This is a genomic window from Lentzea xinjiangensis, from assembly GCF_900110955.1.
Lineage (GTDB): Bacteria > Actinomycetota > Actinomycetes > Mycobacteriales > Pseudonocardiaceae > Lentzea > Lentzea xinjiangensis.
Window position 1 is genome coordinate 1 of the sequence record NZ_FOFR01000020.1, and the last position, 21,388, is coordinate 21,388.

Consider the following 21,388-nt stretch of genomic DNA (forward strand, 5'->3'; position numbering starts at 1 on the left):
CCACCGCCTGGCCGCCCTGCCCGGCTGGGTCCACAACTACAACACCCAACGCGCCCACACCGCCCTCGGCGGCCAGCCACCCATCACCCGACTGACCGCCTAGACGTCAACAACGTCACGAGTCAGTACATCTAGGCCTTGTCCTGGTGAAGCGCGTTCGTGCCGGACCGGCACGAACGCGCTCTCTCACTTGGCGTAGTTGTGGAACCCGCGGCCGGACTTCTTGCCCAGCAGGCCCGCGTCCACCATGCGCAGCAGCAGCGGCGGCGGCGAGTACAGCGGCTCCTTGAACTCCTCGTACATCGACTCGGCGATGGCCTTCGTGGTGTCGAGGCCGATCAGGTCGGTGAGGCGCAGCGGTCCCATCGGGTGCGCGCAGCCCAGCACCATGCCGTTGTCGATGTCGTCGGCCGAGGCGAAGCCGGACTCGAGCATGCGGATCGACGAGAGCAGGTAGGGGATCAGCAGCGCGTTGACCACGAAGCCGGCGCGGTCCTGCGAGCGGATGACCTCCTTGTGCAGGGTCGCGCGGACGAACGCCTCCGCCCGGACCTGCGTGGTGGCGCCGGTCAGCAGGGACGGCACGATCTCGACGAGCTTCAGCACCGGCACCGGGTTGAAGAAGTGCACGCCGATGACCTGCTCGGGCCGGTTGGTGGCCATGCCCAGCTTCATGATCGGGATGGAGGACGTGTTGGACGCGAAGATGGCGTCCTCGTCCTTCACGACCTTGTCGAGCGCGGTGAAGACCTCGGTCTTGACCTGCTCGTTCTCGGCGACCGCCTCGACCACGAACTGCCGGTCGGCGAACTCGCCGATGTCGGTGGTGAACCGGATGCGGCCCAGCGCCGCCTCGCGGTCGTCCTCGCTCAGCTTGCCGGCCTTCACGCCCCTGGCGAGCGAGGAGGCGATCCGCCCCTTCGCTGCCTCGGTCGCGTCCGCGTTGACCTCGGCGACGATGACGTCGAGGCCCGCGCGTGCGCTCACTTCGGCGATCCCGGAGCCCATGAGGCCGGAACCGACGACTCCCACACGTTGAATGTCACTCACAACGCCCGATCCTGCCACGACCTGCTCGAAGGTGAGTGGTTCCGCCGGGAACCACCCACCTCCGGCTCGGCCGGGTCAGTCCAGCTCGGCCTCCGCCTTGGCGATGGCCGCGAACTCCTCCTCGGGCGCGTCGGCCACCAGGTGGTGCCGGCTGTAGAACCAGTAGTAGGCGACCGCGATCAGCACGATGCCCGCCGTGACGGCAGCGGCGACCTCGTCCACGAAGAACGTCGCGATGACGGCAGCGACGGCCAACACCAACGCCACGCCCGTGGTCACCACACCGCCGGGGGTGCGGTACGGCCGAGGCAGGTCGGGCGCGGTCTTACGCAGGACGATGTGCGACACCATCATCAGCACGTAGGACAGCGCCGCACCGAACACGGCGATGTTGATGAGCCGCGCCCCTCCCGTTACCGGGTCGACGGTCTTCATCACCGTCGCCAGCACGAAGCCGATGGTGCCGGGCACGATCAGGGCGAGGTAGGGCGTCTTGCGCTTGCCCGTGCGGGACAGCCACCGCGGCAGGTAGCCCGCGCGGGACAGCGCGAAGAGCTGCCGCGAGTAGGCGTAGATGATCGAGAAGAACGACGCGACCAGGCCGGCCAGGCCGACGTAGTTCACGAGCTGCGCGAGGAACGTGTCGCCGCCGTAGGCCGCGCGGACCGCCTCCGGCAACGGGTTGCCGGAGGCCTCCAGGGCCTTCGAGCCCGCGCCGCCCGGCGCCACCAGCAGGATCGCGGCGGCGAACACCAGCAGCACCACCATCGCGCCGATGATGCCGCGCGGCATGTCGCGCTTGGGGTCGCGGGCTTCCTCGGCGGCCAGCGGCACGCCCTCGACCGCGAGGAAGAACCAGATCGCGAACACGATCGCGCCCCACGCGCCCGTCACCCCCATCGGCAGGAACGAGCCGTCGCCGATGTCGAAGAGCTTGTCCGCGGAGAACTTCGGGATCATGCCCGCCACGAACGCGACGAGCGCCACGACCGCGACGCCCGTGATCACGAACATCACCCGGAGCGCCTCGCCGACGCCCCAGAGGTGGATGCCCACGAAGATCACGTAGCAAGCCAGGTACACCGGCCACGTGGCGTCCAGCAGGCCCAAGGCCTTGACGTAGTCGCCGATGAACACCGAGATCGCCGCGGGAGCGATGGCGTACTCGATGAGAATGGCGATTCCTGTCGCGTACCCGCCCAACGGGCCGAGCGCGCGCCTCGCGAAGCCGTAGCCGGCACCCGCGACGGGCAGCGCGGAGGCCAGTTCGGCGAGGCCGAACACCATGCACGTGTACATCGTCGCCATCAGGATCGTGGCGATCAGCAACCCGCCCCAGCCGCCCTGGGCGAGACCGAAGTTCCACCCGGCGAAGTCGCCGGAGATCACGTACGAGACACCCAGCCCGGCGAGCAGGACCCAGCCGGCCGCCCCCCGTCTGAGCTGCCGGTGCTCCAGGTAGTCGCTGCTCACCTTCTCGTACTCGACGTGCTTGGCCATATGGACTCCCGGTAGTCCTTTGAGCAGTGGTTGAGGGTGGCGCTCGTCACCCGGTGGTGTCAAGATGGTGCGCCCAATGGCTCGTATGCATACCTTTGGAGGAACGCGGATGCTGACCGTCGAGGAGTTGCGCGAGGCCGTGGACACCGGCGAGATCGACACGGTCCTGGTCGCGATCGTGGACATGCAGGGTCGTCTGCAGGGCAAGCGGTGCGCGGCGCGGTACTTCCTCGACGAGGTCCTCGGGCACTCCGCGGAGGGCTGCAACTACCTGCTCGCCGTCGACGTCGAGATGAACCCGGTCGGCGGGTACGCGATGTCGAGCTGGGACCGCGGGTACGGCGACTTCGTCATGAAGCCGGACGTCGGGACGCTGCGCCGGATCCCGTGGCAGGAGGGCACCGCGCTCGTCATGTGCGACGTCGTCTGGGAGAACGGCGACCCGGTCGTCGCGTCGCCCCGGCAGGTCCTGCGCAAGCAGCTCGACCGGCTCGCCGCGCTCGGGCTGGAGGCCTACGTCGGCACCGAGCTCGAGTTCATCGTCTTCGACGACACCTACGAGCAGGCCTGGAACGCCGGCTACCGCAACCTCACGCCGTCGAACCAGTACAACGTCGACTACTCGCTGCTCGGCACCGCGCGCGTCGAGCCGTTGCTGCGGGCCATCCGCAACGGCATGACGGGCGCCGGCATGGTCGTCGAGTCGGCCAAGGGCGAGTGCAACCCCGGCCAGCACGAGATCGCGTTCCGCTACACGACGGCGCTGCGGACGTGCGACCAGCACGCCATCTACAAGAACGGCGCCAAGGAGATCGCCGCGCAGCAGGGCAAGTCGCTCACGTTCATGGCGAAGTACAACGAACGCGAGGGCAACTCCTGCCACATCCACCTGTCGCTGCGGTCGGCGGACGGCGAGCCGGTCTTCGCCGAGGGCAGGGGCATGTCGGAGCTGATGAGGCACTTCCTCGCCGGTCAGCTCGCCGCGCTGCGGGAGTTCACGTACTTCCTCGCGCCGAACATCAACTCCTACAAGCGCTTCGTGCCGGGCTCGTTCGCGCCGACCGCGGTGGCGTGGGGCCGCGACAACCGCACCTGCGCGCTGCGCGTGGTCGGCCACGGCCAGTCGCTGCGGTTCGAGAACCGGGTGCCCGGCGGCGACGTGAACCCCTACCTCGCGGTGGCGGCGCTGATCGCGGCCGGGCTGCACGGGGTCGAGCGGGAGCTGGAGCTGGAGGACGAGTTCGTCGGCAACGCCTACGCCTCGGACCGGGCCACCGTGCCCACGACGCTCAAGGAAGCCGCCGAGCTGCTCGCGTCCAGCGAGATCGCGCGGGACGCGTTCGGCGCGGACGTCGTCGACCACTACCTCAACGCCGCGCAGGTCGAGCTGACCGCGTTCGAGGCGGCGGTCACCGACTGGGAGAAGGTGCGCGGGTTTGAGCGCCTCTGAGCCGGTCATCGGGATCAGCACCTACCTGGAGCGCACGCGCTTCGGCCACTGGGACGTGGAAGCCGCGGTGCTCTACCGCGGTTACCTCGACTGCGTCGTCCAGGCGGGCGGCACCCCGGTCATGCTGCCGCCGGTCGGCACCTGGACCTCCGAGACCATCGCGTTCCTCGACGGGCTGGTGATCGCGGGCGGCGCGGACGTCGACCCCGCCGCGTACGGGGCCGAGAGGCACCCGATGACCGGGGAGCCGCACCGCGACCGCGACGACGCCGAGTTCGCGCTCGTCGAGGCCGCGCTGAAGCTCGACCTGCCGGTGCTCGGCGTGTGCCGGGGGATGCAGGTGCTGAACGTCGCGCTGGGCGGCACGCTGCACCAGCACATCGAGGGCCACAACCCGGCACCGGGCGTCTTCGGGCACACCGAGATCGAGGTCGTGCCCGGCACGCGCCTGCACACGATCATCGGCTCGCGGACGACGGTGCAGTGCCACCACCACCAGTCGCTGGACCGGGTCGCGGACGGCTTGCACGTCACCGCCAGGGCGCCCGACGGCACCGTCGAGGCCGTCGAGCTGGAGGGCGCGCGGTTCGTCCTCGGCGTGCAGTCGCACCCGGAGCAGGACGTCGAGGACCTGAGGCTGTTCGGAGACCTCGTGGACGTTGCAAGGAGAAAAGCGTGACCTTTGACGTCATCAACCCGGCCACCGAGGAGCTGGTGCGGCAGGTCCCGCACACGAGCCTCGACGAGACCGACGCCGCGATCAGCAAGGCGCACCAGGCCTTCCAGACGTGGCGCGCCGTCGCGCCCGGTGACCGAGCGCGGCTGCTGCGCAGGTTCGCCGAGGCGGTCGACGCGCACAACGAGGAGCTGGCGCGGCTGGAGGTCGAGAACTCCGGGCACACCATCGGCAACGCGCGCTGGGAGGCGGGCAACGTCCGCGACGTGCTGCACTACTACTCGGCCGCGCCGGAACGGTTGTTCGGCAAGCAGATCCCGGTCCCCGGCGGTCTCGACGTCACCTTCCACGAACCGCTCGGCGTCGTCGGCGTGATCGTGCCGTGGAACTTCCCGATGCCGATCGCCGGGTGGGGGTTCGCCCCGGCGCTCGCCGCCGGCAACACCGTGGTGCTCAAGCCGGCCGAGGTCACCCCGCTGACCGCGATCCGCCTCGGTGAGCTGGCGCTGGCGGCGGGCCTCCCGGAGGGCGTGCTCCAGGTGCTGCCCGGCAAGGGAGGGGTCGTCGGCCAGCGGTTCGTCACGCACCCCTTGGTGCGCAAGGTGGTCTTCACCGGCTCGACCGAGGTCGGCAAGCAGGTCATGGCGGGCTGCGCGGACCGGGTGAAGCGCGTGACGCTGGAGCTCGGCGGCAAGTCGGCCAACATCGTCTTCGCGGACTCCGACCTGGAGCAGGCCGCCGCGACCGCGCCGTACGGGGTGTTCGACAACGCCGGGCAGGACTGCTGCGCGCGGTCGCGCATCCTGGTGCAGGCGAGCGTCTACGACCGGTTCATGGAACTGCTCGAGCCCGCCGTGAAGGGCGTGCGGGTGGGCGCACCGGGCGACGAGGCGACCGAGATGGGGCCGCTCATCTCCGCGGCGCACCTCGGCAGGGTGGCGTCTTACGTGCCAGACGACGCGCACGTCGCGTTCCGCGGAACCTCGCCGGAGGGGCCCGGCTTCTGGTTCCCGCCGACGGTGCTGACGCCCCCGGCGGACCACGTGACGGTCACCGAGGAGATCTTCGGCCCGGTCGTCGTCGTGCTGCCGTTCACCGACGAGGCCGACGCGATCAGGATCGCGAACGACTCCGAGTACGGCCTGTCCGGCTCGATCTGGACGCGGGACGTCGGCCGCGCGATCCGGGTCTCGCGGGCCGTCGAAGCCGGGAACCTGTCGGTGAACTCGCATTCGTCCGTCCGCTACTGGACGCCGTTCGGCGGGGTGAAGCAGTCCGGGCTCGGCCGGGAGCTCGGACCGGACGCGCTCGACGCGTTCACCGAGGTCAAGAACGTCTTCATCGCAACCTGAGCCAGGAGGACAAAGATGGTGCAGCGACTCGAGGGCCGCGTGGCCGTCGTGACGGGTGGCGGCAGCGGCATCGGTCTCGCGACCGTGCGCAGGTTCGCGAGCGAGGGCGCGAAGGTCGTCGTCGCCGATCTCGACCCGGAGAGCGGCAAGGCGGCCGCGGACGAGGCCGGCGGGCTGTTCGTCCAGGTCGACGTGACCGACGAGGACCAGGTCAAGGCGCTCTTCCAGACCACTGTGGACACTTACGGCAAGCTGGACGTCGCGTTCAACAACGCCGGCATCTCGCCGCCGGAGGACGACTCGATCCTCACGACCGGCATCGAGGCGTGGGACCGCGTGCAGAAGGTGAACCTCACGTCGGTCTACCTGTGCTGCAAGTACGCCATCCCGCACATGCAGGCGGGCGGCAAGGGATCGATCATCAACACCGCGTCGTTCGTCGCGACGATGGGCGCGGCGACGTCGCAGATCTCGTACACCGCCTCGAAGGGCGGCGTGCTGGCGATGTCGCGCGAGCTCGGCGTGCAGTTCGCGCGCGAGGGCATCCGCGTCAACGCGCTGTCCCCCGGGCCGGTCAACACGCCGCTGCTGCGCGAGCTGTTCGCGAAGGACCCCGAGCGGGCCGCGCGCCGGCTCGTGCACGTGCCGCTGGGCCGGTTCGCCGAACCGGCCGAGATCGCCGCGGCCGTGGCGTTCCTCGCCTCCGACGACTCGTCGTTCATCACGGCGTCGAACTTCCTCGTGGACGGCGGCATCGCCGGCGCGTACGTGACACCGCTGTAGAGATGCCGGAGCACGCACAGGAAGCGTTGTTCCGCCCGGTGCGGGCGGGCAACGCCTTCGAGGAGACCGTCGAACGGCTCATGCAGTCCATCCGCCTCGGCGTCGTCGCGCCGGGGGAGCGGCTGCCGTCCGAACGGGAGCTGGCCACCCGGCTCGGCGTGAGCCGGGTGACCGTGCGCGAGGCGATCAAGTCGTTGCAGGAGAACCACTACGTCGAGTCGCGGCGGGGCCGCTACGGCGGCACGTTCGTCAACGAGGAGATCCCGAAACCGGCTCCCGGCAAGCAGTTCGGCGACGTCGACGACGTGCTGACGCTGCGGAAGGTCCTGGAGGCGGGCGCCGCGGAGACGGCGGCGGGCCGGTCGCTGGGGCCGTCGGAGCGCCGCGGGCTCAGGGCGTGGCTCGACGAGGCGTCCACCGCGTCGCTGGGGGAGTACCGGCGCAAGGACTCCCGGCTGCACCTCGCCATCGCCGAGGCCACCGGGTCCGCGTCGCTCACGGCCGCCGTCGCCGAGTCGCGGATGCGCACCAACGAGCTGCTGGACCACATCCCGCTGCTCGAGCCGAACCTCGCGCACTCGAACGCCCAGCACGAGCGCATCATCACCTCCATTTTGGACGGAGACCCGGCGGCCGCCCGCCGGTCGATGGCCGAGCACCTCGACGGCACGGCGTCGCTGCTGCGCGCCTTCCTGGTCTGATCCGCCAGACCGCCGACCTGTCAGACCCCTGACAACATGAAAACGTTTACATCGTCGAAAGTCTCCTCGTCTTGCTCGTTCCGCACGGAACAGCCCTTGGCGTGAGCCTTGCGGACAGTTACCGTCCGAACACCTCGGGGGACTTGCAGCGCGAGGAGCTGTTGATGCCAGGGTTGCGCAAGGTGTTTCGCGACGCCGTGGGCCGGGTGCACTCACTCCGTGTCTTGTCCGCCGCGGGCATGGTGAGTCTCACGAACATCAAGATGTCCGTGCAGGCGCTGAGAGAGGTGCCGGTCTGGGGGCCGAACGTCACGGCGCTGCGCCGTTCCGTCCGGTTGAACCCGGACGGCGTCGCCGTCGTCGACGAACGCGGCTCGGTGACGTACGGGCAGCTCGACCGGCGTTCCGACGCCATCGCGCAGGGCCTGCGCGCGCTGGGCGTGCAGCACACGCACGTCGTCGCGCTGATGTGCCGCAACCACCGCGGCATCGTCGAGTCGCTGCTGGCGTGCGCGAAGCTCGGCGTCCGCGTGCTGCTGGTGAACACCGGGTTCGGCGCCCCGGTCGTGCTCGACCTGCTGCAACGGGAACGCGCGTCGGTCGTGATCCACGACGAGGAGTTCACGCCGCTGTTCCACCAGCTCCCGCCGTCGATCCCGCGCTGGCTCGCCTGGTCGCGCGACGGGCTGGACCGCCGCACGCCGACGCTCGACCAGTTGGTGGCGAAAGCCCCGCGCGGCGAGCTGGAGCCGCCGCGCGAGCCCGGCGTGGTCATCCAGCTCACCTCGGGCACCACCGGCACGCCGAAGGGCACGGCGCGCGAGATCAAGTCCGTGCTCACGGCGTCGGACTTCCTCGACCGCATCCCGATGAGGGCCAACGAGTCGACGTTCATCGCCGCGCCCATCTTCCACTCGGTCGGCTACTCGCACCTGACGCTCGCGATGTCGCTGGGCTCGCGCGCGGTGCTGCACCGCCGGTTCGACCCGCGCAAGACGCTGTGGTCGGTGCAGGGCCAGCGGTGCACGACGCTGGTGCTGGTCCCGACGATGCTGCAGCGGATCATGGAGCTGGACCGCTCGGTGCTGGACTCGTTCGACCTGAGCCACCTGAGCGTGGTGTTCTCCTCCGGTTCGCCGATCGCGCCCGACCTCGTGCAGCGCACCATGGACGTGCTGGGGCCGGTGCTCTACAACCTCTACGGCTCGACCGAGGTCGCCGTCGCCACCATCGCCACGCCGGAGGATCTGGCGGCCGCGCCGTCCAGCGTCGGCAGGCCACCGCACAACTGCGTCGTGCGCCTCTACGACGAGACCGGCAACCGCATCACGCGGTCGTTCGTGACGGGCCGGATCTACGTGCGCGGCTCGCTCACGGTCGACCTCTACACGGACGGCACGCAGAAGGAGTCGATCGACGGGCTGGTCGCGACCGGCGACCTCGGGCACTTCGACCCCAACGGCCGGCTCTACTTCGACGGCCGCGAGGACGACATGATCGTCTCCGGCGGCGAGAACGTGTACCCGGTCGAGGTGGAGAACCTGCTTATGACGCACTACCGCGTGCGGGACGCGGCGGTGCTCGGCGTGCCGGACCCCGAGTACGGGCAACGGTTGCGCGCGTTCGTGGTGCCGGTCGCGGGAACGCGGATCGACGTGCGGGAGCTGCGCGAGTTCGTGCGCACCAGGCTCGCGCGGCACAAGGTCCCGCGCGAGGTCGTGGTCGTGCCGAAGCTGCCGCGCAACGCGACCGGGAAGGTGCTGCGGCGGCAGCTCCTCGCGATCCGGATCGGACCGCAGTCACACGCGTGAGCGCGGAAGGAACGCACGGCACGGCAGAACGAGGGGGACCAATCCGGCCGTGCCGTGCGTTCCGGCGTAGGGGAGCGCACGACCCGCGTCGTCGGGGATCGGGCAGAAACGCGGGTCGTGCGCTCGTCGATCACCGCTCGAAGCGGTCGCCCTCACGGCCCTCGCCGAACGGGCCGCGCTGCTCGAACCGGTCGCCGCCGCGGTCGGGCCAGCGTTCCCCGCGGTCGTGCATCCGCACGTGGCCGGGACCGCGCTCGTCGAACCGGCTGGCCGCGACCGCTCCCACGACGCCGCCGCCGAGGACGAGCCCCAGCAGTCCCACGGCGACGAGCTGCGTGGCCCGGTGCCCGGCGAAGCGCCTCATCCGGCCGCGGGCCGGTACCGCGACCACGGGGGTGGCGGGTGCTTCCGCCGCCGGCCGCGCCGGGGCGGGCTGGTGCTGACCAGGCGCGGCCGGTGCGTCGGCGGGCGGCGGGGTCGTCACCTGGTCCGGTGCGGGCTGCGCCGCCCGCGGTTCGTCCTGCGGCGGCTCCTGCGGTGGAGGCGCCTGTCCCTGCTCGCTCATGTCCTCGACGATGCGCTGTCCGGCTGAGGCGGGGCTGACAGCCACCTGTTCGTTCCCTGAAGCCCGTCCCGGTGCCGCGCGGAGTTCAGCACAGGCCGGGAAGCGGCGAAGACGTGCCGCTGGTCGGCGTAGGTCGGGCCGAAGAGCTCGGGGTCGAGCACGCCGGTCCACACGAAGTGCAACGTGGTGCGCGTGCCGTCACGGGCATCGCGCCGGGCGTAGTGGTCGCGCAGATCGGCGTACAGCAGGCGCAGTTCGTCCCGGTTGGACGCGGTGAGGCGGACCGGGCATTCGACGACCAGGTCGGGCATGTCGGGCTCCATTCGGCGGCCGGGGCACACAGCCTGCTCGCGGCCACCGGCGAAGCGCATCCGGAAAACCACTCAGATGGGCTTGCGTATGAATCGTGTACTGCGGAAACCCGCTTGCGCCGACCCGCTTCAATCGACCCATGGAACTCGTACCGCTCCGCAAGGAGTTCGCGCAGGCGATGGCCGAAGGCGGTCCGCACGACGACGAGGTCAACCGCCTCACCGGTACTCATCAGACGTACTCGCTGGCGGATTACGAGGCGTACGTCGAGCGGACGTTGAACGACCCGAACCGCTACACCCGCGCGATCACCGAGGACGGGAAGTACCTCGGCGAGGTCGTTCTCACCATCAATCCGCACAACCGCTCGGCGGGCATGCGGATCGCGTTGTGGGACGGTTTCGGCAAGGGCTGCGGAACGCTCGCGATCCGGCACGTCCTCGACCACGCGTTCAAGGAGCGGAACCTCCACCGGGTGGACCTGGAGGTGTACGACTTCAACGAGCGGGCGATCCACGTCTACAAGAAGCTCGGCTTCCGCGAAGAAGGCCGGTTGAGGGACGCGTTGCTGTGGGACGGCGTCTTCCACGACGCGATCGTCATGTCCATCTTGAGCACCGATAACATCTGATCCGCACACCCAACACTGCCACTAGGAGTCACCGTGTCCGAACCGCGCCCGCAAGTCGCCCAGAACCCGCCGCGCGTGGTGGTTCCGGCTGGGACGACGGCGGGCACGGCCGTGCGCGAGGCCGGCCTGCCCGGCAAGGGGTCCGACGCGATCGTCGTCGTGCGCGACGCCGAGGGCCACCTGCGCGACCTGTCGTGGACCCCGCGGGTCGACGTCGAGGTCGAGGCCGTCGCCGCGGACACCGAGGACGGCCGCAGCGTCATCCGCCACTCCGCCGCGCACGTGCTGGCGCAGGCGGTGCAGCAGCAGTTCCCCGAGGCCAAGCTCGGCATCGGCCCGCCGGTGAAGGACGGCTTCTACTACGACTTCCAGGTCGAGAAGCCGTTCACGCCAGAGGACCTGCAGGCGCTCGAGAAGCGCATGAAGCAGATCATCAAGTCGTCGCAGCGGTTCTCGCGCCGCGTCGTCGAGTCGGTCGACGCCGCCAAGGCCGAGCTCGCGGCCGAGCCGTTCAAGCTTGAGCTCGTGGACATCAAGAGCGACGTTGACACCAGCGAGGTCATGGAGGTCGGCGGCGGCGAGCTGACGATCTACGACAACCTCGACCCGCGCTCCGGCGAGCAGGTCTGGGGCGACCTGTGCCGCGGCCCGCACGTGCCGACCACCAAGCACATCCCGGCGTTCAAGCTGACCCGCGTGGCGGCGGCGTACTGGCGCGGCAACGAGAACAACCCGCAGCTCCAGCGCATCTACGGCACCGCGTGGGAGTCCACCGAGGCCCAGGACGCGTACCTGGAGCGCCTGGCAGAGGCCGAGCGGCGCGACCACCGCAAGCTGGGCGTCGAGCTCGACCTGTTCAGCTTCCCGGACGAGATCGGCTCCGGTCTCGCGGTGTTCCACCCCAAGGGCGGCATCATCCGCAAGGCCATGGAGGACTACTCCCGGCAGCGGCACACCGAAGAGGGCTACGAGTTCGTCTACTCGCCGCACATCACCAAGGGCAGGCTGTTCGAGGTCTCCGGTCACCTCGACTGGTACAAGGACGGCATGTACCCGGCGATGCACCTCGACGCCGAGCTCAACCCCGACGGCACGGTCCGCAAGCCCGGCCAGGACTACTACCTCAAGCCGATGAACTGCCCGTTCCACGACCTGATCTTCAAGTCGCGGGGCCGGTCCTACCGCGAGCTGCCGCTGCGCATGTTCGAGTTCGGCGGCGTCTACCGCTACGAGAAGTCCGGCGTGGTGCACGGCCTGACCCGCGTGCGCGGCATGACGCAGGACGACGCGCACATCTTCTGCACCCGCGACCAGGTCCGCGACGAGCTGAAGTCGCTGCTGACGTTCGTGCTGGACCTGCTGCGCGACTACGGCCTGGACGACTTCTACCTGGAGCTGTCGACCAAGAACCCGGAGAAGTTCGTCGGTCCCGACGACGTCTGGGAGGAGGCGACGGAGACGCTCGCCTCGGTGGCCCGCGAGTCCGGCCTGGAGCTCGTGCCCGACCCCGGCGGCGCCGCGTTCTACGGTCCGAAGATCTCCGTGCAGGCGCGTGACGCGCTCGGCCGCACCTGGCAGATGTCGACGATCCAGCTCGACTTCATGCTGCCCGAGAAGTTCGAGCTCGAGTACACCGGCCCGGACGGCTCCCGCCAGCGCCCGGTCATGATCCACCGCGCCCTGTTCGGCTCGGTCGAGCGGTTCTTCGGCGTGCTGACCGAGCACTACGCGGGCGCGTTCCCGGCGTGGCTCGCCCCGGTGCAGGTCGTCGGCATCCCCGTGACCTCGGAGAACGACGAGCACCTGTTCGCCGTCCGCGACGTGCTGCGCAAGGCGGGCATCCGGGTCGAGATCGACGCCTCGGACGACCGGATGCAGAAGAAGATCCGCAACCACACCATGCAGAAGGTGCCGTTCATGCTCCTGGCGGGCGCCAAGGACGTGGAGGCGAACGCGGTGTCGTTCCGGTTCCGCGACGGCACGCAGATCAACGGTGTGCCGGTCGAGCGGGCCGTCGAGCAGATCGTCGAGTGGGTGGGCCGCCGGGAGAACGCCTCGCCCACCGCGGAACTGCTCTCGTGACGCCTGAGTACTCCGAGCAGGACGGTGTGGGGGTCCAGGACGCGTTGCAGCGCCTGTGGACCCCGCACCGCCTGTCGTACGTGCAGGGTGCGGGCAAGGCCCACGGCGACGAGCCGGAGGGCTGTCCGTTCTGCCGCGTGGTGGCGCTGGACGACGCCTCCGGGCTGATCATCGCGCGTGGGGCCGAGGTCTTCGCGGTGCTGAACCTGTACCCGTACAACCCCGGTCACCTGATGGTGCTGCCGTACCGGCACGTGCCGGACTACACGGACCTGACGACGTCGGAGACGGCCGAGTTCGCCGCGTTCACGCAGAAGGCGATGCGGGTGGTGCGGCACGTGGCGGCGCCGCACGGGTTCAACGTCGGCATGAACCAGGGCGTCGTCGCCGGCGCCGGGATCGCCGCCCACCTGCACCAGCACGTCGTGCCGCGGTGGGGCGGGGACGCGAACTTCATGCCGGTCATCGGGCAGACCAAGGTGCTGCCGCAGTTGCTGGGGGAGACCCGGCACCTGCTGGCGGACGGCTGGAAGGCCCTCGGCTGATCGTTCCACGCTCGGTATCTGTTGACTTTCGATAGATCATGAGCGATAGTCGATCCATGCTCCGGTTGTTGCTGCCCTTGGTCGCCTGCGTTGCCGTCGCCGCGCTGGGTGTCGGTGCCCTGCTGTACGCCCAGCACGACGACGCCCCCGGCCTGGGGCTCATCGGTTTCGTGCTCATCTTCGGCGCCATCGGGTTCGGTGTGCGCACGGTATTGCGTGCGCGGAAGTCGGTTTGAGGCACCCCGTCGGCTGAACGCAGCGTTTAGCCGACGCGGGTGTGATTGAACCGCGAACAAATTCGTGGACATAAGAGTGACAAAAACCACTCACGTTGTCCGCACTGGACAATCCGCCCGCTTTCCACTTCGCCAGGAATAGCGAGCACTACAACTTTCGGGTGCTTTTCCCCGGTGGATCGAGACGTAACGGCAGCACAAACCGATTCCAGGTAGGTGAGATCACCCACCTGGAGGTGTCAACTGCGAGTCAAGTCCCCGCCTATGGCCGATCGTCTCCGAGTGTGCGGATGGTTACGGTGCGAACATGACCGCACCTGAGCGTTCGCGATTAGCGAGAGAACGGCTTTCGCGTGAACTACGCCGGTTGCGCACCGAGGCGAAGATGACCGGCACGGCCACCGCCCGTGCCACCGGGATGAGCCAGTCAAAGCTGTCGAAGATCGAGAACGGCATGCTGCTCCCGTCCGTGGCGGATGTGGAGCGTCTCGTGGTGGAACTGGCCGCCGCGAGGGAGACGCGCATCGAACTGGTCGAACTCGCCAGGTCGCTGCACGCCGAGGCGGAAACCCGCCGCGTCGTGCTGCACCGAGGGGCGCACCGCCACCAGCAGACGATCAGCCGAGTGGAGGCGCGGGCGTCGACATCGAGGTTCTTCCAGGTCAACCTGGTCCCCTCGCTGCTGCAGTCCGAGGCCTACCTGCGCATCGTGCTGGGGACGATGCCGCCGTCGGAGCAGGAGGCCGCGGTGGCCGCCCTGCGCATCCGCCGTTCCCGGATGGACGACCTGGCGAAGCAGTTCGTGTTCGTGCTCTCCGAAAGCGCCCTGCGCTGGCGGATGGGCTCGCCCGAGCAGATGGCGGAGCAGATCGAGCACCTGGCCACGATGCAGCGCAGACCGAACGTCCGGCTCGGCGTCGTGCCGTGGTCGGCCGACGCGAACGTGGTGGCGCTGCACGGGTTCCACATCTACGACGAGCGCACCGTCACGGTCAGCGTGCTCACGGGCAACGCCACCATCACCGACCCGCTGGACGTGCGCGAGTACCTCGCGCTGTTCGGCAAGCTCGAGCGGATGGCGGTGCGGGGGGAGGAGCTGCAGGCGCTGCTCAAGCGGGTGGCCGAAGACCACCGGCGGCTCGGCTAGGGGGTCGAGGGGGTTCTCGCGGGGCTGTCGTCTCGACGGGCGGCGCCCGGCCCGGTTCTCCGCTGGGGCGAGGCGGGGGGTCTGTCGTCTCGGGCGGTTGGGCGGCTTGTTCGGGGGCTGGGCGCTGGGGTGGACGGCGCTGGCGCTCGGCTGTTGGCTTCGCGCTGCGGCTTGGCTGTTGGCTTCGCGTTGAGGCTTGGCTGCTGGCTTCGCGCTGAACGGTGATGTGGCGGTGTCCGCCGGCGCGGGGTTCACCGCTGCGCTGACTTCCGCGCAGGTTGCGTTGCCGCCGGTCGCCTGTCGCCCGGCCGGTGTTTGCCGCTTGCCGCCGCACCTGCCCGCCTCACCCGCGATGAGCGCGTTTCACCAGTCCAGCTAGGCTGCGACACGCCATGCTGAACATCTTCGCTCGCGCGTCCGTCTCGCGCGTCACCGATCCGATCGGGGCGTGGCTGCTGGCGCGTGGCCTCACGCCCAACGCCGTCACCGTCGTCGGCACGGTCGGCGCCGTGGCGAGTGCCCTGTGGTTCATCCCCCGCGGGCAGCTGTTCGTCGGCAGTGCGCTGGTGGCGTTCTTCGTGCTGCTCGACCTGCTCGACGGCGCGATGGCCCGCGCGCAGGGGCCGACGAAGTTCGGTGCCGTGCTCGACGCGACGTGCGACCGCATCGCCGACGGCGCCCTGTTCGCCGCGCTCACCTGGTACGCGTTCGACACCGGCAACAGGTGGACCGCCGCGGCCGGGTTCATCTGCCTGATCGCTTCGCAGGTCATCTCCTACGTCAAGGCGCGCGCCGACGCGACCGGGCTGAACGCCGACGGTGGTCTGGCCGAACGGGCCGAGCGCTTCATCGTCGCGCTGATCGGTGCCGGTGTGCAGGGGCTCGGGGTGCCGCACCTGCTGGACGTCGCGCTGTGGCTGCTCGCGGTCATGACGGTGGTGACGGTGCTGCAGCGGGTCCTGGCCGTCGCGAAGTCCGCGCGGGAGGCCGCGTGAACCTCGCGACCCTCGGGTACAGCGCCGGGTGGCGGCTGATCCGCCTGCTGCCGGAGTCGTGGGCGCGCGGGTTGTTCCGCGTGGGTGCCGACCTCGCGGCTCGGCGTGGTGGGGCGAGCGTCGAGCAGTTGCGCACGAACCTGCGCCGGGTCGTTCCGCGGGCCGGCGAGGAAGAGCTCGACGAACTGGTGCGCGACTCGCTGCGGTCGTACGCGCGCTACTGGTGCGAGGCGTTCCGGTTGCCGTCGATGGACTTGCGCGCCGCCTACGCGAAGCGCAGGTTCCAGGTGTCCGGCCAGGAGAACCTCGACGCGGCGCTGGAGAACGGCACCGGTGCGGTGGCCGCCCTCCCGCACAGCGGCAACTGGGACATGGCCGGGGTCTGGCTCGTCGGCCACTCCGGCACGTTCACGACGGTGGCCGAGCGGTTGAAGCCCGAGTCGCTGTACCGCAAGTTCGTGGAGTTCCGGGAGACCCTCGGCTTCGAGGTGCTGCCGCTGAGCGGCGGCGACCGTCCACCCGCGACTGTGCTGGCCGAGCGGCTGCGCGCCAACAAGGTCGTGTGCCTGCTGAGCGACCGCGACCTGACCTCGTCCGGCGTGCCGGTGACGTTCTTCGGCGAGCAGACCATGATGCCCGCCGGTCCCGCGCACCTCGCGGCCACGACCGGCGCCGCGCTGCTGCCGGTGGGCTGCTGGTTCACCGAGGACGGCTGGCACTTCCGCATCCACCCGCCGATCAAGGTCAGCACCGTCCAGGCCGCCACCCAGGCCATCGCCGACGTGTTCGCCGCCGACATCGCCGCGCACCCCGCCGACTGGCACATGATGCAGAAGCTCTGGCTCGCCGACCTGCCGGAGAGCCGCCGCGCCGCACTGGCCAGGAGGCTCGCGCGGTGAAGGGCGTGGCCAGGTGAAGGTCGGGATCGTCTGCCCGTACTCCCTCGACGTGCCGGGGGGAGTGCAGGCCCACGTCGTCGACCTCGCGCGCGCCCTGATCCGGCTCGGCCACTCGGTGAACGTGCTCGCGCCCGCCGACGACGACCAGGAGCTGCCCGAGTTCGTCACCTCCGCCGGCCGCGCGGTCGGCATCCCGTACAACGGGTCGGTGGCGCGGTTGTCGTTCGGCCCCGTCTCCTACGCGCGGGTCCGCCGCTGGATCGACGAGCACGAGTTCGACGTCCTGCACCTGCACGAGCCCACGGCGCCGTCGCTGTCGTTCCTGGCGCTGGTGGTAGCGGACGGCCCGATCGTCGCCACGTTCCACACCTCCACCCAGCGCTCCAAGATGCTGGCGGCGTTCCAGGGCTTCCTGCAACCGTTCCTGGAGAAGGTCACCGCCCGCATCGCGGTCTCCGCGCTGGCCAGGCGCGTCCAGGTCGAGCACCTCGGCGGTGACGCCGTGGAGATCCCGAACGGCGTCGACGTCGACTTCTTCGCCTCGGCGTCCACTTTGGACGGCTATCCGCGGCCGGGCGGCACCATCGGCTTCGTCGGCCGCTACGACGAGCCGCGCAAGGGCATGCCGATCCTGTGGGAGGCGTTCGGGCTGATCGCCGACGAGTTCCCCGACCTGAGGCTGCTCGTCGTCGGCCGCGGCGAGAGCCCGTTCGACGGTCCGTTCGCCTCGCGGGTCGACCTGCTGGGCCAGGTGAGCGACGAGGACAAGGCGAGGATGCTGCGCAGTGTCGACGTCTACGTCGCCCCGAACACCGGCGGTGAGTCCTTCGGCATCATCCTGACCGAGGCCATGTCCGCCGGCACCGCCGTGGTGGCCTCGGACCTCGACGCGTTCCGGCGCGTGCTGGACGACGGCAAGGCTGGCGTGCTGTTCCCCGTCGGCGACGCCGCCGCCCTGGCCGGGGCGCTGCGTTCCGTGCTGAGCGACAGCGCTCTGCGCGCCGAGTACGTCGACCTGGCTTCGCAACGGGTGCAGGCCTTCGACTGGTCCGTGGTGGCGAGCCAGGTCCTGCGCGTCTACGAGACCGCCATCGCCGCCGACCCCCGCCGGGTGGGCGAGGCATGACCACGGCACTGGTCGTGGTGGTCGTGGCACTGCTGCTGGCCACCTGGATCCTCAGGACCGCGAACCGCCTGGACCGCCTGCACGTGCGCACCGACGCCGCCTGGGCCGCCCTGGACGCCGCACTGGCCCGCCGCGCCGTCGTGGTGCGCGCCCTGCTGGACCCCGCCCTGTCCGCTGCCGCCTCCCGCGCCGAGTCGGCCACGCGCGCCGAACGCGAGCTCGCCGAGAACGAGCTCTCGGCCCTGCTGGGCACGCTGGACAGGTCCTCCCTCGCCCCGGCGCTGGCCTTCGAGCTGGCCGACGCCGAGGAACGCGTGATGCTCGCCCGCCGCGTGCACAACGACGCCGTGCGCGACACGCTGCTCCAGCGCCGCCGCCGGATCGTGCGCTGGCTGCGGCTGGCGGGCACCGCGCCCCAGCCGTCGTACTTCGAGATCGCCGAGCCCGTCGCGCCCTCCGACGCCGTGATGCTGACGCCGCGGCCGTCGGCCCGCGTGGTGCTGACGGACTCCTCCGGCCGCGTGCTGCTGTTCCACGGCTTCGACCCGGCCCGTCCGCAGGAGCTGTTCTGGTTCACCGTCGGCGGTGGCGTCGAGGACGGCGAGGAGCTGCGGGACGCGGCCGTCCGCGAGGCCTTCGAGGAGACCGGCGTGAAGCTCGCGCCCGAGTCACTGGTCGGCCCGGTGTGGCGGCGTCGCGCGGTGTTCAGCTTCGGTGGCACGACGTTCGACGCGGAGGAGTGGTTCTTCCACGCCTCCGTCGATGGGCTCGACGTGGACACCTCGGGGTTCGACGACGTCGAAGAGGCCAGCATCTCCGGCTACCGGTGGTGGAGCGCGGAGGAGCTGGCAGCCACCGAGGAGACCGTCTACCCCGCGCAGCTCTCCCAGTTGCTCTCCGGGCTGCTCTCGAAAGCGTGGGACGGGGAAACGCGCACCGTCCGGTAGCTCGTTCGCCGTGGGGAAGATCGAGGCAGAAGAACGGGCGGCGTCGCGGCAGAGAGCTGCCGGGACGCCGCCCATTCCTGGAGCGGCCTTATTCGAGCCTCTCGCCGTTCTTCTTGGAGCGTGCGGAGACGACGGTGGCGATGAGCACGGCAAGCGCTGCCACGGCGATCGGCACACCCACCAGAGCCGGTACCGGTGAGCCCTCGATCGTGGGCAGCATCGCCCCGAGACCGATCATCACCGCACTGGCGATGCAGATTGTCTTCTGGCGAGAGTTCAAGGTGCCGCCTCCTCGGGACTAGCCTTGACTTGCTTCAGCGACGCAACCGGCGATGTTCGCCTGAGTGACACCCGCTGCCGCAAGAATGCACAGCAGACATCCGGTACCGGCCGAGATGACGCACGCGGCAGAGCACGCGACGGCGATCGCGGTCACAACAGCCCATGGTATACCAAGCCCGGCAAGGCAATCGTTCAGCCTCTCCCAGAATCCGTCGGAAGCCGCGGAAAGGGTGGTCGCGGGAACAACGCCGGTGTCACGAACCTGTCCATCGGAAGATGCGATCTTGTTGAGGGACAGCACGCCGTTGTTCCAGACGGTCACGTGCGCGGAGTTGTTCTCCGCGCCGGAAATGACCATCTCGGTGGTGGCGACCACCGCGCCGGTCCTGGAGTCGAACGTCACCCCCAGCACGCTCGCCCTGGCCAGGTTCGTCCCGGCGAGGGGAAGGCGCAGGATCGATGGCCCGTCGCCGTTCTTCGGCGTGTAGGCCGTGGCTGAGGCGACGTCGAACTTGGCGCCGCTCGGGAGGTGCGTCGTGATGGTGCCCGACTCGACGGCCCGTCGGACGTGTTCCGTCAGCCGCTCGGTGAGGCTCAGGTCCCCTTTGCTGAACGTCTCCGAGAAGACCTGTGAGCTCTTCTCCAGCTTCCCGAGAGTCGCTTTCACCTCGCCGGGAACGTCTCCGGGCAGCGACATGAGGCCAGGCCCGGAATCCTGTGAAACAGGCGCCTCACCCGTCCTGGGCGTCGCGCTTGCGCTGTGGCCGACACTTCCGAATGCAACCGCTGTCACCAGCACGGTGGCCACCGTGAAAGCGTGGCGTAATCCGTGGTGGTCGCGGAACAGTGACTTCAAATCATTTCCCCCAGAGATTGGCGTGCGATACCGGCGATCTGGATGCCGACGGCCGGTCGAACACGCGTGGTGCGGATTTCCTGATCAGCTCGGGAGCGGGTTCCCACGCCCACTTCGCGCTTTGCGCAGGCTGAACTGGCGCACTTCTTCCTCGGCGTCGACGCGTCGCGGAAGAAGGCGGCGAAACTGATCCCCCATGCCCCCAGGCATTTCGCTGAACGGCGAAGCCGTGCAACTCGGGCTGATTCGGGCCCTGATGCCTTCGTACTCCTATCCGCACGCCCGCAGCACCGATTTGTGATCCGCGTCACAGCATGGGTCTGAATTTGTCCGATTAGGTCGTTCCGGCGCGGAACCTGCCAAATCCGGCGGTCGGCCGGGCGCGGAGGGCGCCACTTGTTGTGCCCTCGGTGGGCAGTGGCACCCCTTCGCGGTCCTCAAACCTGCGGTATCACGGCCGATCCGTACGCGTCGCGCGTCTTGTCCTTCTCGTCGTGCATCAGGTACAGCGCGAAGTTGTCGACGCCGATCTCCTTCAGCTCCTGCAACCGTTCGACGTGCGCCGACTCCGGCCCGACCAGGCAGAACCGGTCCACGATCGCGTCCGGCACGAAGTCCGTGGAACGGTTGCCCGCCCTGCCGTGGTGGGCGTAGTCGTAGCCCTCGCGGTCCTTGATGTAGTCGGTCAGGGCCTTGGGCACGACGCCGGAGTCGCCGTACCGCGCGACGAGGTCCGCGACGTGGTTGCCGACCATGCCGCCGAACCACCGGAGCTGGTCGCGCTGGTGCGCCAGGTCCGTTCCCACGTAGGCCGGTGCCGCCACGCACATCGTGATGGCCGACGGGTCCCGGCCGGCGGCCACCGCCGCCTCGCGGACCGAGCCGATCGTCCAGCGCGCGATGTCCGGGTCGGCGGTCTGCAGGATGAAGCCGTCGGCCTGCTCACCGACCATCCTCAACGCCTTCGGGCCGTACGCGGCCATCCAGATCTCGAGCTTCCCGTTGCGCACCCACGGGATCTGCACGGCGGTGCCGTGGTGTTCGACCGAACGGCCCTCCGCGAGCTCCTTGATCACGTGCATCGCGGAACCGAGGACCGCCAGGGAGGCGGGCTTCTGGCCGATCACGCGGCGGGCCGAGTCGCCGCGGCCGATGCCGCAGACCATGCGGTTGCCGAACATGTCGTTCAGAGTCGCGAACAGCGACGCCGTCACCGACCAGTCGCGGGTCGACGGGTTGGTGACCATCGGGCCCACGACCAGGTCGCGGGTGGCCGCCAGCACCTGCGAGTAGATGACGAACGGCTCCTGCCACAGCACGCAGGAGTCGAACGTCCAGCCGTAGCGGAAGCCGCAGTCCTCGGCGGCGCGAAGACCCGCCACCACGTCCCGCGCCGGCGGGTCGGTCTGCAGCACGATGCCGAAGTCCACGGATGACGCCCT

General features: G+C 69.7%; 23 protein-coding genes. 16 read left to right on the top strand and 7 right to left on the bottom strand.

Annotated elements, in window-relative coordinates; translation table 11 throughout:
• On the top strand, positions 1-103 hold a 103-nt coding region (locus BMW88_RS41300), incomplete at its 5' end, for an integrase core domain-containing protein (RefSeq protein ID WP_143116158.1).
• 83 nt (positions 104-186) lie between these two features.
• Here the strand turns inward: BMW88_RS41300 and BMW88_RS31915 are convergent.
• The gene (locus BMW88_RS31915) at positions 187-1,050 is read right to left on the bottom strand and encodes a 3-hydroxybutyryl-CoA dehydrogenase (protein WP_089958081.1); all 864 of its coding nucleotides are present in this window, start codon (positions 1,048-1,050) and stop codon (positions 187-189) included.
• A 75-nt stretch (positions 1,051-1,125) separates the two neighbouring features.
• The gene (gene eat, locus BMW88_RS31920) at positions 1,126-2,550 is read right to left on the bottom strand and encodes an ethanolamine permease (protein WP_089958084.1); all 1,425 of its coding nucleotides are present in this window, start codon (positions 2,548-2,550) and stop codon (positions 1,126-1,128) included.
• Positions 2,551-2,659: 109 nt separating this feature from the next.
• Between eat and BMW88_RS31925 the strand changes: the two genes are divergently transcribed.
• From BMW88_RS31925 to BMW88_RS31950, 6 genes are all read left to right on the top strand, one after another.
• Positions 2,660-4,000: a glutamine synthetase family protein gene (locus tag BMW88_RS31925; RefSeq protein WP_089958086.1), complete on the top strand. Its 1,341-nt coding sequence runs from the start codon at positions 2,660-2,662 to the stop codon at positions 3,998-4,000.
• Entirely contained in the window at positions 3,987-4,679 is a 693-nt protein-coding gene (locus BMW88_RS31930; RefSeq protein WP_218148285.1) for a gamma-glutamyl-gamma-aminobutyrate hydrolase family protein, read from the top strand. Before BMW88_RS31925 ends, BMW88_RS31930 begins: the two co-directional genes overlap by 14 nt.
• Positions 4,676-6,028 carry an aldehyde dehydrogenase family protein gene (locus tag BMW88_RS31935; protein WP_089958089.1) on the top strand — a complete coding sequence of 451 codons (1,353 nt, stop codon included), beginning with the start codon at positions 4,676-4,678 and terminating at the stop codon, positions 6,026-6,028. Before BMW88_RS31930 ends, BMW88_RS31935 begins: the two co-directional genes overlap by 4 nt.
• Before the next feature lie 15 nt (positions 6,029-6,043).
• Positions 6,044-6,811, top strand: coding sequence for a 3-oxoacyl-ACP reductase (locus BMW88_RS31940; RefSeq protein ID WP_089958090.1), 768 nt, complete (start codon positions 6,044-6,046; stop codon positions 6,809-6,811).
• 2 nt (positions 6,812-6,813) lie between these two features.
• Positions 6,814-7,512, top strand: a complete 699-nt coding sequence (locus tag BMW88_RS31945) for a FadR/GntR family transcriptional regulator (protein ID WP_089958093.1) — start codon at positions 6,814-6,816, stop codon at positions 7,510-7,512.
• 164 nt (positions 7,513-7,676) lie between these two features.
• Positions 7,677-9,323: an AMP-binding protein gene (locus BMW88_RS31950; protein ID WP_089958398.1), complete on the top strand. Its 1,647-nt coding sequence runs from the start codon at positions 7,677-7,679 to the stop codon at positions 9,321-9,323.
• Between the two features lie 130 nt (positions 9,324-9,453).
• On the opposite strand, the gene BMW88_RS31955 is transcribed toward BMW88_RS31950, so the two are convergent.
• Together BMW88_RS31955 and BMW88_RS31960 are read right to left on the bottom strand one after the other, a co-directional pair.
• Positions 9,454-9,888, bottom strand: coding sequence for a hypothetical protein (locus tag BMW88_RS31955; RefSeq protein ID WP_089958094.1), 435 nt, complete (start codon positions 9,886-9,888; stop codon positions 9,454-9,456).
• On the bottom strand, positions 9,885-10,199 hold the full coding sequence (locus tag BMW88_RS31960) for a hypothetical protein (protein WP_143116372.1): 315 nt from the start codon (positions 10,197-10,199) through the stop codon (positions 9,885-9,887). Before BMW88_RS31960 ends, BMW88_RS31955 begins: the two co-directional genes overlap by 4 nt.
• A 140-nt stretch (positions 10,200-10,339) precedes the next feature.
• On the opposite strand from BMW88_RS31960, the gene BMW88_RS31965 reads away from it, so the two are divergent.
• The 9 genes from BMW88_RS31965 to BMW88_RS32005 all read left to right on the top strand — a co-directional run bounded on the left by BMW88_RS31965 (position 10,340) and on the right by BMW88_RS32005 (position 18,808).
• Entirely contained in the window at positions 10,340-10,831 is a 492-nt protein-coding gene (locus BMW88_RS31965) for a GNAT family N-acetyltransferase (protein ID WP_089958100.1), read from the top strand.
• Positions 10,832-10,864: 33 nt separating this feature from the next.
• A complete protein-coding gene (thrS, locus tag BMW88_RS31970) occupies positions 10,865-12,913 on the top strand; it encodes a threonine--tRNA ligase (protein WP_177221520.1) in 2,049 nt (682 codons plus the stop codon).
• Entirely contained in the window at positions 12,910-13,458 is a 549-nt protein-coding gene (locus BMW88_RS31975) for an HIT family protein (protein ID WP_089958102.1), read from the top strand. Before thrS ends, BMW88_RS31975 begins: the two co-directional genes overlap by 4 nt.
• A 56-nt stretch (positions 13,459-13,514) precedes the next feature.
• Entirely contained in the window at positions 13,515-13,694 is a 180-nt protein-coding gene (locus BMW88_RS31980; RefSeq protein ID WP_089958105.1) for a hypothetical protein, read from the top strand.
• Positions 13,695-14,001: 307 nt separating this feature from the next.
• Positions 14,002-14,841, top strand: coding sequence for a helix-turn-helix domain-containing protein (locus tag BMW88_RS31985; protein WP_089958107.1), 840 nt, complete (start codon positions 14,002-14,004; stop codon positions 14,839-14,841).
• Positions 14,842-15,233: 392 nt separating this feature from the next.
• Positions 15,234-15,836, top strand: coding sequence for a phosphatidylinositol phosphate synthase (gene pgsA, locus BMW88_RS31990; RefSeq protein WP_089958109.1), 603 nt, complete (start codon positions 15,234-15,236; stop codon positions 15,834-15,836).
• Positions 15,833-16,735, top strand: a complete 903-nt coding sequence (locus BMW88_RS31995) for a phosphatidylinositol mannoside acyltransferase (protein WP_089958111.1) — start codon at positions 15,833-15,835, stop codon at positions 16,733-16,735. Before pgsA ends, BMW88_RS31995 begins: the two co-directional genes overlap by 4 nt.
• Positions 16,736-16,748: 13 nt before the next feature.
• Positions 16,749-17,861 (top strand): glycosyltransferase family 4 protein, encoded by a 1,113-nt coding sequence (locus BMW88_RS32000; protein ID WP_089958114.1) that lies wholly within the window; start codon positions 16,749-16,751, stop codon positions 17,859-17,861.
• On the top strand, positions 17,858-18,808 hold the full coding sequence (locus tag BMW88_RS32005; RefSeq protein ID WP_089958117.1) for an NUDIX hydrolase: 951 nt from the start codon (positions 17,858-17,860) through the stop codon (positions 18,806-18,808). Before BMW88_RS32000 ends, BMW88_RS32005 begins: the two co-directional genes overlap by 4 nt.
• A gap of 88 nt (positions 18,809-18,896) precedes the next feature.
• Here the strand turns inward: BMW88_RS32005 and BMW88_RS41305 are convergent, their stop codons facing one another.
• The 3 genes from BMW88_RS41305 to BMW88_RS32015 form a co-directional block, all read right to left on the bottom strand.
• A complete protein-coding gene (locus BMW88_RS41305; RefSeq protein ID WP_143116373.1) occupies positions 18,897-19,088 on the bottom strand; it encodes a hypothetical protein in 192 nt (63 codons plus the stop codon).
• A gap of 18 nt (positions 19,089-19,106) precedes the next feature.
• Positions 19,107-19,898: a hypothetical protein gene (locus BMW88_RS32010; RefSeq protein ID WP_143116374.1), complete on the bottom strand. Its 792-nt coding sequence runs from the start codon at positions 19,896-19,898 to the stop codon at positions 19,107-19,109.
• Positions 19,899-20,383: 485 nt separating this feature from the next.
• Positions 20,384-21,376, bottom strand: coding sequence for a TIGR03842 family LLM class F420-dependent oxidoreductase (locus BMW88_RS32015; RefSeq protein ID WP_089958122.1), 993 nt, complete (start codon positions 21,374-21,376; stop codon positions 20,384-20,386).
• Positions 21,377-21,388: the final 12 nt, after the last annotated feature.